The organism is Paenibacillus sp. NPDC058177, from assembly GCF_042883835.1.
GTDB lineage: Bacteria > Bacillota > Bacilli > Paenibacillales > Paenibacillaceae > Paenibacillus_AQ > Paenibacillus_AQ agri.
This window is the reverse complement of record NZ_JBHVVB010000001.1, coordinates 496904-512022: the sequence shown is the minus strand read 5'-3', so window position 1 is coordinate 512022 and position 15119 is coordinate 496904. Positions and strand designations below refer to the sequence as shown.

Annotated in this window: 13 protein-coding genes; all 13 read right to left on the bottom strand. The window is 49.0% G+C overall.

The genetic code is table 11. The annotated features are described in order from the left end of the window. Positions 1-126: 126 nt before the first annotated feature. The 13 genes from ACFVU8_RS02365 to ACFVU8_RS02305 all read right to left on the bottom strand — a co-directional run bounded on the left by ACFVU8_RS02365 (position 127) and on the right by ACFVU8_RS02305 (position 15071). Positions 127-4452, bottom strand: coding sequence for a PolC-type DNA polymerase III (locus tag ACFVU8_RS02365; protein WP_387425727.1), 4326 nt, complete (start codon positions 4450-4452; stop codon positions 127-129). A gap of 143 nt (positions 4453-4595) precedes the next feature. After that, entirely contained in the window at positions 4596-6044 is a 1449-nt protein-coding gene (gene proS / locus ACFVU8_RS02360) for a proline--tRNA ligase (protein ID WP_379464350.1), read from the bottom strand. A gap of 33 nt (positions 6045-6077) precedes the next feature. Continuing rightward, the gene (rseP, locus tag ACFVU8_RS02355) at positions 6078-7352 is read right to left on the bottom strand and encodes an RIP metalloprotease RseP (RefSeq protein ID WP_379464351.1); all 1275 of its coding nucleotides are present in this window, start codon (positions 7350-7352) and stop codon (positions 6078-6080) included. A gap of 141 nt (positions 7353-7493) precedes the next feature. Further along, positions 7494-8633 (bottom strand): 1-deoxy-D-xylulose-5-phosphate reductoisomerase, encoded by a 1140-nt coding sequence (locus tag ACFVU8_RS02350; protein ID WP_387425726.1) that lies wholly within the window; start codon positions 8631-8633, stop codon positions 7494-7496. Between the two features lie 21 nt (positions 8634-8654). Then, complete coding sequence (locus tag ACFVU8_RS02345) at positions 8655-9458, bottom strand: phosphatidate cytidylyltransferase (RefSeq protein WP_387425725.1); 804 nt, start codon at positions 9456-9458, stop codon at positions 8655-8657. A 21-nt stretch (positions 9459-9479) separates the two neighbouring features. Next, positions 9480-10247, bottom strand: a complete 768-nt coding sequence (locus ACFVU8_RS02340; protein WP_379464354.1) for an undecaprenyl pyrophosphate synthase — start codon at positions 10245-10247, stop codon at positions 9480-9482. Between the two features lie 77 nt (positions 10248-10324). Continuing rightward, positions 10325-10879 (bottom strand): ribosome recycling factor, encoded by a 555-nt coding sequence (gene frr / locus ACFVU8_RS02335; protein ID WP_066362082.1) that lies wholly within the window; start codon positions 10877-10879, stop codon positions 10325-10327. Beyond that, positions 10879-11607: a UMP kinase gene (gene pyrH / locus ACFVU8_RS02330; RefSeq protein WP_066362084.1), complete on the bottom strand. Its 729-nt coding sequence runs from the start codon at positions 11605-11607 to the stop codon at positions 10879-10881. The genes frr and pyrH overlap by 1 nt, the downstream gene beginning before the upstream one ends. Before the next feature lie 105 nt (positions 11608-11712). Further along, positions 11713-12363 (bottom strand): translation elongation factor Ts, encoded by a 651-nt coding sequence (gene tsf / locus ACFVU8_RS02325; protein WP_175371918.1) that lies wholly within the window; start codon positions 12361-12363, stop codon positions 11713-11715. A gap of 123 nt (positions 12364-12486) precedes the next feature. Beyond that, positions 12487-13188 (bottom strand): 30S ribosomal protein S2, encoded by a 702-nt coding sequence (gene rpsB / locus ACFVU8_RS02320; protein ID WP_066362087.1) that lies wholly within the window; start codon positions 13186-13188, stop codon positions 12487-12489. 286 nt (positions 13189-13474) lie between these two features. Then, a complete protein-coding gene (locus ACFVU8_RS02315) occupies positions 13475-14152 on the bottom strand; it encodes a hypothetical protein (RefSeq protein WP_387425724.1) in 678 nt (225 codons plus the stop codon). Beyond that, on the bottom strand, positions 14149-14721 hold the full coding sequence (locus ACFVU8_RS02310; protein ID WP_387425723.1) for a syntaxin family protein: 573 nt from the start codon (positions 14719-14721) through the stop codon (positions 14149-14151). The genes ACFVU8_RS02315 and ACFVU8_RS02310 overlap by 4 nt, the downstream gene beginning before the upstream one ends. A 38-nt stretch (positions 14722-14759) precedes the next feature. Continuing rightward, positions 14760-15071, bottom strand: coding sequence for a hypothetical protein (locus ACFVU8_RS02305; RefSeq protein WP_175371921.1), 312 nt, complete (start codon positions 15069-15071; stop codon positions 14760-14762). Positions 15072-15119 lie beyond the last annotated feature (48 nt).

The window sequence follows — 15119 nt, the reverse complement described above, 5'->3', positions numbered from 1 at the left end:
TAACATAGTGCGTGGGCACTGACAAGTGCCAGCCCTTGACTCCCCCTTTTCAGGAGTCATGACCATTGCAGTTTCCCGCAATCAACCTGTTATATCCGGCAGCAAATCTATGCGAAAATGAGGTCGTTAGAAAAGAGAAAGCTGGTTGCTCTCCGGTAGTCCCCGGAAGCAGCCCATGCCGGTAAGAAGCTCGATAACCGTCTTACTAGCTTTGGATTTCTGCTGGAAATCCTCTATGGACAAGAACTCTCCGGCGTCCTTAGCGGCAGCAATATTGATTGCTGCGTTATCCCCGATGCCTGATAGTGCAGAGAACGGAGGGATGAGACTGTCGCCATCCACTGTAAAGCGGGTAGCGTCAGAGCGGTACAAATCGATATTCTTGAACGTAAGACCGCGAGCGGTCATTTCCAGAGCCATTTCCAGAATCGGCAGCATCGCCTTTTCCTTAGGCAGCGCCTGGAATCCCTTTTGCTCAATCTCCACGATCTGACGACCGATGGCCTCATAACCCTGACAACAAAGATCAATGTCAAAATCCGCTGCCCGTACAGAGAAGTAGGTCGCATAATATTCAATCGGATGATAGAGCTTAAAGTAGGCAGTACGCACTGCAGAGATAACATACGCTGCTGCGTGCGCCTTCGGGAACATGTACTGGATCTTCAGGCAAGAATCAATGTACCACTGAGGTACCTTGCATCGTTTCATTTCCTCGATCCATTCTGGCGGCAGACCCTTACCTTTCCGGACACTTTCGGTAATTTTAAAGGCCAGACTGGCATCCATACCCGCTTTATAGATGAGGAAAAGCATGATGTCATCCCGGCAACCAATTACGGTCTTGATGTTGCAGGTATTATTCTTAATAAGTTCCTGGGCATTTCCCAGCCATACGCCTGTTCCGTGCGACAACCCCGAAATTTGCAGTAAATCGGCAAAACTCGACGGCTTCGATTCGATTAGCATCTGCCGCACGAACTTGGTCCCCATTTCCGGCACCCCATACGTGGCCACAGGTGAGCGGATCTGCTCGGGCGAAACACCTAGCGCTTCCGTAGAGTTGAACATGCTCATTACCTTAGGGTCATTCATTGGGATTGTCGTAGGGTCCACTCCGGTCAAATCCTGCAGCATCCGCATCATGGTCGGATCATCGTGACCCAGAATATCGAGCTTGAGCAGGTTCGCATCAAAAGCGTGATAATCAAAGTGCGTAGTCTTCCATTCGGCATTGACATCATCCGCCGGGAACTGCACAGGAGTAATATCCTCTACGTCTATATAGTCTGGCACAACGACGATCCCGCCGGGATGCTGCCCGGTGTTCCGCTTGACACCTGTACATCCTGCCGCCAGACGGCTAACCTCGGCACCACGCCAGCGTTTCTGGTGATGCTCCTCATATTTCTTGGTAAAACCAAAAGCAGTCTTCTCCGCTACCGTACCGATTGTGCCCGCACGGAATACGTTATCCGGACCGAACATCGTCTTCGTGAAATTATGCGCTTGTGGCTGATATTCACCGGAGAAGTTAAGGTCGATATCGGGAACCTTGTCACCTTTAAAACCGAGGAAGGTCTCGAACGGGATGTCCTGTCCTTCGCCCTTCAGCATCCCGCCACAGTCCGGACAGACTTTGTCCGGCAGGTCAAATCCGCTCGGTACACTGCCGTCCAGGAACCACTCACTATGCCGGCACTCGGCATTGCGACAAACGTAATGCGCAGGAAGCGGGTTAACCTCCGAGATGCCAAGAAAAGTAGCTACTACGGAAGAGCCTACTGACCCCCGTGATCCGACGAGATAACCGTCGCGGTTCGATTTTTTAACGAGACGTTCAGAGATCAGATAGTTGGCCGAGAAACCGTATTTGATAATCGGCTCCAATTCTTTTTCCAAACGGGCCACTACGACCTCCGGTAATTCCTCGCCGTATATTGATTTCGCTGTCGTGTAGCAGGTCTCGCGGATTTCCTCATCTGCTCCTTCAAGAATCGGAGTGAACAACTTATCCGGGAACAATTCCAGCTCCTCAAAGCGATCGGCCAGTTCCACCGTGCTCGTCACCACAACCTCCATCGCTTTTTCCGGACCCAGGAAATCGAACTCAGCCAGCATTTCCTCTGTCGTCCGAAAATGGGCGTCTGGCTTACGCATATCCTTCAGCGGGCTAAAGCCAGTAATGCCGTTTATCGTAATATCACGGTACAGCTTGTCGCGCGGCTCGAGATAATGCACATTTCCTGTAGCGATTACCGGCTTGCCCAGCTGCTCACCAATCTCGCAAATTTTGCGTACCACGTCACGCAGTTCCTCAGGACTGGCTACAAACCCTTTGTCCACCAAATGCATGTACATTGTCAGTGGCTGGATCTCAAGCACGTCGTAGAATTGGGCGACTTCCATCGCTTCCTCCACTGTTTTGTTGAGTACAGATTCGAAGAATTCTCCCCGTTCACAACCTGAGATGACCAGCAATCCGTCCCGCAGTTCTTCAAGCTTCGATTTTGGAATACAAGGAACCCGCTTGAAATACTCTGTATGTGATAGCGAAATCAGCTTATAGAGATTTTTCTTACCGATTGCATTAAGAGCGTATATACAGCAATGAAACGGTCGTGTGTTGGAGAGATCATTCCCCACATAATCATTGAGCCGCTCCAGACTTGTCATCCCTTTCAGCTTCTCAGCATCCGCAAGCAGACCGTTCAGAATGCCACCTAGAGCAATAGTATCGTCAACCGCCCGGTGATGACTTTCCAGTAGCACCTTATATTTATCCGCCAGAGTGTTCAGACGGTGATTCTTCATGGTGGGATGCAGCAGCCTTGCTAACTCCAGCGTATCCAGTGACGGATTAGTCAGCCTGGGCTGCCCCAGCTTAGCCAGAGAGGCCTGAATAAATCCCATATCGAATCTGGCGTTATGTGCCACAAGCACACTGTCACCTACAAACTTTACAAAATCATGCAGGACAGGCTCCAGATCTGGAGCATCCTTGACCATTTCATCCGTGATATTCGTCAACTGCTGGATATGATAAGGAATCTTCTCGTGCGGGTTAACAAAGGTGGTATACCGATCCAGCTCTTTTCCCTCGCACATCTTGATCGCTGCAAGCTCTGTAATGTTATTGCGGGTGATTGATAAGCCCGTGGTCTCGATATCAAAAACTACATAGGTAGCTGTCTTCAAATCAAGCGGCTTCGGATTCTCAACAATGTTCACCGCATCATTCACGACATTGGCTTCCACACCGTACAGCATTTTAATCTTGTTCTTATGGGCAGCATGGTTCGCTTCCGGGAAGCTTTGAACTCCGCCATGATCGGTAACGGCCATTGCCGTGTGGCCCCATTTGGCCGCTGTTTTGATATAGACATCGACTGGCGTCACAGCGTCCATGGTGCTCATGGTCGTGTGCAGATGGAACTCTACTCTTTTGACTGGAGCATTATCCTTACGTGCTGGTGGCGCCGCAACCTCGGACAAATCAGATGGGATCATCACCAGTTCCGGAATTTGCATAAACCGGTCATACTCCACTCTTCCCCGTGCTCTTACCCATTTTCCGTTGGCCAGCTGGCTCATAATCTTGAGGTCTTCTTTGTTCTTGGCGAACATCTTCATCTGCAGCGAGTCGGTAAAATCGGTAATAAAGAAAGTAAAGAGTGTGCTGCCGTTCCGCAGTTCTTTGCTTTCCAGTCCAAAAATAGTCCCTTGAATTGTAATTTTCTTCTCTTCATCCTGGATCTCGACAAGCGGTACCGGCGGTTCTTTGATATCATAGCCCACCTGAAGCTTCACGACTTCATTAGGATCACCCTCGTCTACAACGGATTCCGGCTCAACCTCAGTCATCATCTGCTCAATGAATTCACGCTGCTCTTGCTGGAGCTTCTGCTGGAATTCTTCGAAGACAACGGTATTATCCTGATTTTCCGCTACCTGAATTTTAACCCTTAGCGGGAGAGCAAAATATTTATCGTAAAATTTTATAATAGCTGAGTCGATTCCCTTTTTACGGGCTAGCTCCTGGGACATTGCATCGCTCATCGTCAGCACCAGAGTACCGTCTTGAAGTTCCTGCGAAGAACGTGTCAACCAACCGTTAACCGACGGAATTTCACGCTGAACCCACTCCAGGAACAACCCCCAATACTCTGCCACCAGATCTGCCCTGCTAACGTTCTCCGCATATTGGAACAAAAAGCTCACTTTCGCAATATGCTGCAGCTTCTCCCGCATTCTCAGACAAAAGGTCCGGTAAGCCTGCGCAGGTACTAGAGTTTCTTTGGCAATAACAATACGCCAATCCCGGTTGCCACGGCTAATCTCTACACGCTCAATACTTCCATCCAGAAAATAAGGATCGATGAGTCCAGGCGGTATTTCGCCCTGCTTCATCAGAAGCTCGAACCTTTTTCTTCTTTCCACGTTTTGTTCCATGGCTTCCCTCCACCTTATGATCGCCCTAACTTGCCAATGATAAAAAGCTTCCGGGTCAAAAAGCATTGGGTTCTTTCGGCCCGCCGACTCCTTTCGCCAGAAGCTGCATAAAGTAAATCTATATCTCGTAAAGTCGTTCTAGATTAGTACGCTTTAGCAAATACAACGGTATGTGCAGCAGGCTTTCCACAGCAGAGGCAGACTTCCTTCTGCTCCGCAGGATTGAACGGAATATTCCGGCTGGTTGCTCCGGTCTCTTCCTTAACCTTGGACTCACATTCTTCAGATCCACACCAGCCTGCCAGAGCAAAGCCGCGTTTTTCTTCCATGGAAGCCTTCATCTCATCAAGGGTATCAACAGAGTAGAAGTGATCTTCACGGAATTTGAGTGCCCGTTCGAACATTTCGTTGTGTACCTGCTCCAGCATCGCCTGTACTTCTTCTACAAGGTTCTCTTGTTGAATGACTTTCTTCTCGCCAGTAACCCGTGATACCAGAACACAAACGCCGTTCTCCATATCACGTGGACCGAGTTCCAAACGAACAGGTACTCCGCGCATTTCGTATTCGTTGAACTTCCAGCCTGGTGTGACATCCGCACGATCGTCAACGCGGACACGGATGCCTGCGCTTTTCAGATCTTTAAACAACTCATCGGTCCGTCCGATTACAGCTTCACGAGTCTTCGGAGGTCCGATCGGAATCATAATCACCTGTGTTGGAGCTACCTTCGGCGGCAATGCGAGACCGCGGTCATCACCGTGTACCATGATCATCGAACCGATCATCCGTGTGCTTGTCCCCCAGGAAGTGGTGTGTGCATACTCAAGAACGTTGTCACGGCTAAGGTACTGGATCTCAAAAGCTACAGCAAACTTGGTACCCATATAATGGGAAGTACCCGCTTGAACGGCCTTTCCATCCTTCATCATAGCTTCAATGGAGAACGTATCCACCGCACCCGCGAAGCGTTCAGAAGGCGTTTTTTGACCCGCGATGACCGGAATAGCCAGATAGCCTTCTAGAAAATCACGATAAACCTCCAGCATTTGCATCGTCTCTGCCCGTGCTTCTTCCTCGTTCTCATGCGCTGTGTGCCCTTCTTGCCAGAGGAACTCGCTAGTACGGATGAACGGCAGTGTACGTTTCTCCCAACGCACGACGTTCGCCCATTGGTTGATCAGCACCGGCAGATCACGGTAGGACTGAATCCACTTGGAGTACATATGTCCGATCATGGTCTCCGAAGTTGGACGGATGGCCAGACGTTCTTCCAACTGGTCTCCACCCGCTTCTGTTACCCATGGCAGCTCAGGATTGAAGCCTTCGATATGATCCTTTTCCTTTTGGAAAAAGCTCTCCGGAATAAACATTGGGAAGTAGGCGTTACGGTGACCTGTTGCTTTGAAGCGACGGTTCATCTCTTCCTGGATATGCTCCCAAATTTCAAAACCGTCCGGTTTGAAGACGATACAACCCCGCACTGGAGAGTAATCCATCAAATCCGCTTTTTTAATAACATCAATATACCAGCGTGAAAAATCTTCGCCTTGCGGCGTAATTTCCGTTACGAATTGTTTATCTTTTGACATGTGCTGGAATTCCTCCCGTAAATAAAAGCAAAATTATCCGCTAATCAAGCGCAATATATCATTATAAGTTACTGCTATCATAAGAAGGAAGAGCAACGCGAACCCAACGAAGTGAACCATGCCTTCCCGGCCGGGATCAACCGGCTTGCCGCGCAATGCCTCAACACCAAGGAACGCCAGACGGCTTCCGTCAAGTGCAGGAATCGGCAACAGGTTGAAAATACCGAGGTACAGGCTGAGAATCGCTGCCCATTTGGTTAAGTATTGAATACCTTGTTCGGCAATCTGTCCTGTCAGTTGGAAGGTACGAACCGGTCCGCCGATATCATCCATGTTGAACTGATTGATCAGTTGCTTAAAGCCGATAAAAATAATTTTTGTGGTATTGACCATATCCTGTCCGGCCCCTGTAAATGTCTCTCCAAGGCCAGCCTTACGGGTCTGAATTTCGGGAGTGATACCGACCTTGGCACCGTCTTCCCCTTCCATCGAACGCGGAATGAGAGTAAAGTCCAATGTTTCGTTACCGCGAAGAATTTCCCACTTCATTTCCTTGCCCTTAGAGGCTGCAGTCAGGGTGATCATCTTCTGGAAGTCACCGCCAATCTTCTGGCCGTTAACGGAGTCGACGATATCACCTTTCTTGAGACCTGCCTCTTCGGCCGGCATCCCCTTGCTGACATCACCGATCTTGACAGTGCTAGGGTTCTCAATAGCGATTCCAGCCATCTGAATATGGAGCGCAAACAGTACGAAAGCAAGCAAGAAATTCATAACTGGTCCGGCAACAATGGCAAGGGCGCGTTGACCTACGGTTTTACTGCCGAATTGGCGGTCCTTAGGCGCAATCTGTGTCTGTTGACTGCCTCTGACCATCATCGCTTGCGGGTGAACATCATAAGTGGTCACTTCTCCGTCCACATCCAGCGAGATTTTCAGCTTCTCCTCAAGATCCGTATGCTGTGCTTCACCGCGAATCACGTTTTTGCGAGTGTCGAGCGCATCCAGATAGATGTTCTTGACCTTATTATCCTGCCCCAGTCTTACAGCAATGGTCTGACCCGGACCGATCTCGACAATCTCTGGATCTTCTCCGGCCATTCGCGCATACCCGCCAAAGGGCAGTAGACGCAACGTGAACTGGGTCTCATTGCGTTTATAGGAGAACAGTTTTGGACCAAAACCGATAGCAAATTCTCTGACAAGTATGCCAGCGCGTTTGGCAAAGTAGTAATGTCCCCATTCATGTACGGTTACCAATACAAAAAACATCAGCACCGTTAAAAAAACGACTTGAACCATTTCCAAGCGTAACATCCCCCTTTAGGTGTGAGACCGAAGTATGTCCTCTTAATTTATCATTATTCTCCGATCAGGCACAAGAGAATCAACAGTCCGAACCTATTTTTAGGGTCAGGCAATGATTAGCAGTTATAAAAAGCAGGATGTTTACAGCTGTGCCGCCAATTCCCTTACCGCTCGGTCACAATGCCCGATTTGCTCCAGATCAGGATTTCTTTCGTTGTTATGGCGCTGAAGCACCTCATCAATGATCTCTTCGATACGCAGGAATGAAATTCCGCCGCGCAGGAAGCGATCCACCGCAATCTCGTTCGCCGCATTGAATGCTGTTGTAGCGGTCCCCCCTGCTTTACCACACTCAATAGCCAGTCGAAGAAGCGGATAACGTTCAAAATCCATCTCCCTGAACGTTAAGCGGCCCGCTTCCGCAAGCGAGAGGCGTTTTGCCGGGGAATGCCAGCGATCCGGATAGGTCAAGGCGTATTGGATCGGAACACGCATATCAGGGGTGCCAAGTTGGGCAATAATGCTGCTGTCACGGAACTCCACATAAGAGTGAATGATGCTCTCCGGATGCAGCAGCACATGGATCTGCTCATAAGGAAGACCGAACAGCCAATGAGCCTCTATGACCTCTAAACCTTTGTTAACCATGGTCGCAGAGTCAATCGTAATCTTCGCACCCATGCTCCAGTTCGGATGTCGCAGCGCGTCTTCCACCGTAACCCCTACAAGCTGATCACGGGTGTAATCCCGAAAAGAACCACCAGACGCTGTTATAGTGATGCTCTCGACATCGCTCCGATTCTCCCCGTTCAGGCATTGAAAAATCGCAGAATGCTCACTGTCCACAGGAAGTATACGCACACTCTTCTTGCGGGCCAACTCTGTGACAAGATGTCCTGCTGTCACAAGTGTCTCCTTGTTGGCCAGTCCAATCGTTCTACCCGCTTCAATCGCGGCTAACGTAGACTGCAGCCCGACACTGCCCACCACCGCAGTAACGATCGTATCGGCATCGCCTCCTGCCGCAATCTCCACCAAGCCCTGGCTTCCGCTATAAAGCTCAGTACCGGCTGGCAGAGCTTCCCTAATCTCATTAGCAAGCGCTTCGGTGGCGACAGATACCCTGCGCGGTTTGAACTTACGAACCTGGTCCAGCAAGAGCGCAGTATTACTTCCAGCCGCCAATCCATCAATTTCAAATTTCTCCGGGTGCATCGCGATGACATCCAATGTCTGAGTGCCGATAGAACCGGTAGAACCGAGGATACTTATTTTCTTCACAGCAGTACCTTCTCCCTGACATTAATAGTAAGGCATAAGCATTACAATATGTACGAACGGAAATACGATAATCCAGCTGTCGCAGCGGTCAAGGATGCCTCCATGACCAGGAAGCAGCGAACCTGAATCTTTGATACCGTACACACGTTTATAGGCAGATTGTACAAGATCTCCGAGCTGACCTAGCACCGCGCAAGAAAGACCAATGAGCAGAGCTCGTCCAAAGGACAACTGATCAGGAGCAAAAATCGCAAAAACAATGGAAATCAGCATGGCGATCAAAACGCCTCCCACTGCACCTTCCACAGTTTTGTTAGGGCTGATCGCAGGCCAAAGCTTATTCTTGCCAAAGCTCTTACCTACAAAATACGCTCCAGCATCGCTCCCCCAAATGCAGAAGAGCAGCAGGAAGGTCCATAGCAAGCCATACCCGTCACTAGAAGACCGGGCCATAGCCATATAGGAGAATCCCATGCCTATATAGACGATACCGGCAAACAGCAGCGCTGTAATCCGAATATCCATTTTATTTTTAGTGAAAACTGTGACCAACAGAAAAAGGAGCAGCAAGAGCCAAATCCCTTGTTCCCAGGACAATAACGCGGTCACTCCAAGCAAATTCCAAGGTATCATAAAAGCTGCAATTGCGCCATAACCGAGCAGAGCCGTACCGCCAAACGCAGGCGAACCGGTCATCTTCACGAACTCATAGTAGCCGATGAGAGCCATGGCGGCCAGCAATAGCTGGTACGGCCAGCCTCCCAAAAGGCATAAACCCAAAAATATAGCTCCGGCAACAACACCGGTAATCAAGCGCTGCTTCAAAGGTCTCCATCTCCAATCAGGCTACTTCAGTCCACCGTAGCGGCGTGTACGCCGCTGATATTCGGCAACGGCCTGCAGCAAATGTTCTTTGTTAAATTCAGGCCAGTATGCATCCGTAAACCACAGTTCACTGTAGGCAAGCTGCCACAACATAAAATTGCTAATTCTCATTTCACCGCTAGTACGGATCAGCAGATCGGGGTCTGGCAATCCGCCGGATAAAAGTCTGCTATCGATCACTTCAGACGTAATGTCTTCCGGTTTCAATACCCCTGCCTCTATATCCTTGCCCAAACTGCGCATGCAATCTGTAATTTCTTTTCTCCCCCCATAATTCAGGGCAAAATTCAAAATAAGTCCGGTATTGTTTTGGGTTCTGGCAACTGCTTCTTCCATCGCCTTGCGGGTATATGAAGGTAGTGCTTCGGCGTCGCCCATGACACGTACCTGCACGTTTTTTTCGATCAATTCATCAAGTTCAATCGCCAGAAACTCTTCTGGCAGTCGCATTAGGAACTCAACCTCATCCTTAGGACGCTTCCAGTTTTCGGTTGAAAATGCGTACATCGTTAAGTATTTGATACCCAGTTCATCTGCGGCAATGGTTGCTCGTTTGACGGCTTTCATCCCATTCTGGTGGCCGACAATTCGCGGCAAGCCGCGCCGTTTAGCCCAGCGTCCATTACCGTCCATAATTACCGCTACATGCAGGGGGATGTTATCCGGTGAAATCTCGACTGACTGCTGCCTGTCTTTACGGCCCAACCACGCTTGAACCCGTTTGATCATTTCCGTTTCCTCCAAGCTCTTATCAGAAAGAGACAAACCCCACCAATGACGGAGGGGCCTTAATCTCTTGATTATCTTTAAACTTCCATAATCTCTTTTTCCTTGGACAAGAGCACTTTATCAACCTCGGCTATGAACTTGTCAGTAGCCTTTTGGATATCTTCCTGATGTCCATGGGATTCGTCTTCAGAGATTCCGTTTTTCTCCAGCTTCTTGATATCGTCGTTAGCATCGCGGCGGATGTTGCGGATCGCCACTTTCGCATCCTCACCGAACCGCTTGGTGAACTTCACCAGTTCAGCACGGCGCTCCTCAGTTAGTGGAGGGATGGACAGACGAATGATGGTGCCGTCATTAGCCGGCGTCAAGCCAAGATCCGATTTCATGATCGCACGCTCGATGTCAGACAACGAAGATTTGTCCCACGGCTGAATCAACAGTGTCCGGGAGTCCGGTGTACTGATGTTCGCCAACTGATTCACAGGTGTAGGTGCACCATAATATTCAACCTGGATACGGTCCAAAAGCGCTGTAGAAGCACGGCCCGCACGCAATGTTGCCAAATCACGCTTCAGCGACAAAATCGCTTTTTCCATACGCTCTTCAGCATTTTTCTTAATCGTTTGTGGCATTAATCTACACTCCCCTTAACAATCGTCCCGATCTTCTCACCAAGAACGACTCGTTTGATATTACCTTGTTCTGTAATGGCAAACACGATGAGCGGTATATTATTATCCATGCAGAGAGATGAAGCGGTGGAATCCATCACGCCAAGATTCTTATTCAGTACATCCATATAGGTAAGCTGTTCGTACTTCTCAGCTGTACTGTCTTTGAAAGGATCGGCAGAGTATACACCGTCCACTTTGTTCTTCGCCATCAGAATAACCTCTGCTTCAATCTCGGCTGCCCGTAGAGCTGCAGTGGTATCTGTAGAGAAGAACGGATTTCCTGTACCTGCTGCGAAAATCACAACGCGGCCCTTCTCCAAATGACGGATCGCCCGGCGACGAATGTACGGCTCAGCAATCTGTTGCATTGAAATCGAAGTCTGTACACGTGTCGGCACATCGATTTGCTCCAGTGCGTCCTGCAGGGCAAGAGAATTCATCACTGTAGCTAGCATCCCCATATAATCGGCAGTTGCCCGATCAATGCCGCTTGCGCTACCAGCGATTCCGCGCCAGATGTTGCCGCCTCCGCAGACGATGGCTACCTGTACTCCAAGTTCTACAACTTCTTTAACTTGTTCCGCGATGGAGATAATCGTGTCGGCATCAATACCATATCCGTTTTGTCCCGCTAATGATTCACCGCTAACTTTAAGGACTACTCTCTTAAATACCGGCTGTTCCAATTGTATACCCTCACTTTCTTACAAAAGACGGAACACTAAGTGTACGTGTTCCGCTCTTTTGATGCTTGCCTTTATTCAATTCTCCCGGTTACCCGGGGGACTAGATTATTGTTTAACTTGTGCCATAACTTCTTCAACGAAGTTATCAACTTTCTTTTCCAGACCTTCACCCAACTCATAACGTACAAAACGACGGATGGAGATGTTTTCACCAATGGTGCTGATTTTTTCATTCAACAATTGGGAAATAGTTTTGTCAGGGTCTTTAACGAAGGATTGCTCAAGCAGGCAGTACTCTTCATAGAACTTGCTGATGCGGCCTTCAACCATTTTCTCAACGATCTTCTCAGGCTTGCCTTCGTTCAGGGCTTGAGCCTTCAAGATTTCTTTTTCTTTCTCAACGTCTGCTTGTGGAACTTCTTCGCGACGTACATAAAGCGGGTTAGCTGCTGCGATTTGCATAGCGATATCGCGTGCGAACTCTTTGAAGGAATCTGTTTTACCAACGAAGTCAGTTTCACAGTTGATTTCTACGAGTACACCAATACGGCCGCCAGCGTGGATGTAAGATTCTACAACGCCTTCTGTTGCAACGCGTCCAGCTTTGTTAGCTGCTGCGGACAAACCTTTTTCACGAAGCAATTCAGCAGCTTTCGTGATGTCGTTGTTTGCTTCTTCAAGCGCCTTTTTGCAATCCAGCATACCTGCGCCTGTTCTTTCACGAAGCTCTTTTACTGCCTTTGCATCTACTGCCATTGATTATTCCCTCCAGATATGTTGTCGTTTTCTTGCTAATATCCTAAAAAAAGGGCAGTGAGAGGTTATCCACCTGCCAACCACCCTTTTCATTTAAGTTCTTGTTTATGTTGTAACCACTACTTAAGCTGTAGTTGTGTCTTCGCCTTGGTGAGCTTCGACAACAGCGTCAGCCATTTTACCAGTCAACAGTTTTACAGCGCGGATCGCGTCGTCGTTACCTGGAATTACGTAGTCGATTTCGTCTGGATCACAGTTGGTATCAACGATAGCAACGATAGGAATACCCAATTTGCGAGCTTCCGCAACAGCGATGCGCTCTTTACGCGGATCAATGATGAACAACGCGCTTGGCAGACCTTTCATGTTCTTGATTCCGCCCAGGAATTTCTCAAGACGATCTTTCTCCTTGCGAAGAAGGATAACTTCTTTCTTAGGCAGAACTGCGAAGGTACCGTCTTCTTCCCAAGCTTCCAATTTCTTCAGGCGATCAACACGCTTTTGAATAGTTTGGAAGTTAGTCAGGGTACCACCCAGCCAACGTTGGTTAATGTAGAACATACCCGAACGTTCAGCTTCTTCTTTTACGGAATCTTGAGCTTGTTTCTTTGTTCCTACGAAAAGGATAGTGCCGTTGTCGCCAGCGACGCTCTTAACAAAGTTGTAAGCTTCCTCTACCTTTTTAACCGTTTTTTGCAGGTCAATAATGTAAATTCCGTTTCTTTCAGTGAAGATATAACGATCCATTTTTGGGTTCCAACGACGAGTCTGGTGACCGAAGTGTACCCCAGCTTCGAGAAGCTGCTTCATGGAGATTACTGCCATCTTCACACACCTCCTAATTTTGGTTTATTGTGTGTCTCCTCCGCCATGTGTCATTTTTCGGCAAGACTTTCTTCGAAAGAAAGCACCGCTTGCCTGAAATCAACCGGCGTGTGTTTTAACACCGTCAATTAATATACCATAATTTAATATTGGTTGCAACGTCCAACTTGTAATTTTAGCAAAAAAGATGGATAATCCCGTATTTCAGGCAGCTTAATGACTGCCAGAACAGGATTTCCATCTTTCTACAAAATAATGCTATAGCTGCATCCAAGCTCTATCGACTCTACTTTTTCAGCGTAATCAGCTTTTCAATAATGGAGTCAATGCTCTCACCTTTTTCAAAGCTGTAGGTACCATACTGAATCTTCGTGTTGATCTTGCGTTCTTTAGCCGACTTCAGAAAAGCCTCTTTATCTTTGACCGCACCCGACTGAGCCAGCAAATCTGCTGTTCTTGTCAAAGTGATACCGCTTGGAATCCGCACAGTCACCACTTCTGGTTTAGGTGCCTTTGGTGTCTCAGGCTGTTCTGGAACGTCTGGAGTCCCTGTATCCTTCGGTTGCTGAGCAATCTCTTCTACTGGCGAAGAGGGAACTGCAGGCGTGGAAGGCTCGGTAGCTTTCGGCGTGGCAGCAGGCGAAGGAACGACTGCTGTAGCCGGTGCCGAGGGCGGCGGAGAAGCCTCCGTGACGGCTGGTACCTCCGTACTAACCGGTTCTCGGGTGTCTCCTGCCTCGCCCAATGGACCTTCCGTGCTACCGGGCTGAACCTCCAACGCAGACTCCCCAGGCGTAAGTAGCTTGCCTGATTCATCAGAGACTTTCAAGTTCAGCTGCGCCGCCCCCTTGAGCACCTGCTCTTTCGTGAGTGGCGCTGCATTGCCCGAGATCATAACTTGAAGCAGCAGAGCCCCGGCAACTAGGCCAGAGCCAAGTCCAAGCAGAAAGGAACGATTCTTCATCCTATCGATTCCTCCTGTTTGGCAAGCTGGAGAATCAGTTGCACCTCTCCCCGCTGAAGCCCTGCAGTCTTGGCTATGGAGTCTATGGACTTGCCTTCCTCATGCAGTTCAAATAAACGTGGGTAACGCAGTTTAATGGAACTCACTGGCTTCGGCTTTATCTCAGGCGGTGCCACCACATGCTCTACGTTATTTGCAACAGTTGTTTGAATAACTGTTTGATTTTCTAGTGAGGTCGCCAATTGACGTAAGGTTTCCGCTTCTTCGTTCATTCTGGCTTCGAGCTGCTTGGAATGCTCCTGCTGTTCGCTCAAAGCCCCTTGCAGATCCTTGATCTGCTCAGTCAGTGTCGCCTGATTGCTCTGGGACTGCTGCTTGATGCTGCTCACTAATTGAACCAGCTCTTCATTCTCGCGCTCCATATCCGCCATATAGAGCTCAAGCGCCGCCTCAGTCTCCTTAAGGCTTTGCTGTTCTGTTTTCTTGCCCTCCCGGACCCGCGCCGGCATAATCAGGGCGTACACAATTGTGACAGCGCCCACCAGCACAATATACCCCCATGGTTGCAAGTGCCAAATCCCCTTTTGCTTAAAATAATATTAGTTTCTTATAAGCTCAAATCAATGCGACGCCCTTTGTACGGATGCTCGGCATCACGACTTCCATCAGACTTGTGACCTTTTTCCTGCGAGGAATGTCCTCCTGGATTGTTGCCCCGTCCACCATCATCACGCAAGGCGGGCTCTGAAGGATCATCGACCTCCCCAGTACGCTGAGTCATTTCCTGGCTTTGCTTAACATTCTGTGCAGCTAGCTGCTGCTGGTCTGCTGCAGGACGATGCTGAAGCTCGTTCTGAATTCTTCCCGCCTCTGTTGTCCGAGGCACAGCGATTTGCAACTCCACCGGTTTCAGACTCATGTCGACCCTCTTTTCACAAAATAGGAATTTGTAAATGGCCGGCCGCCG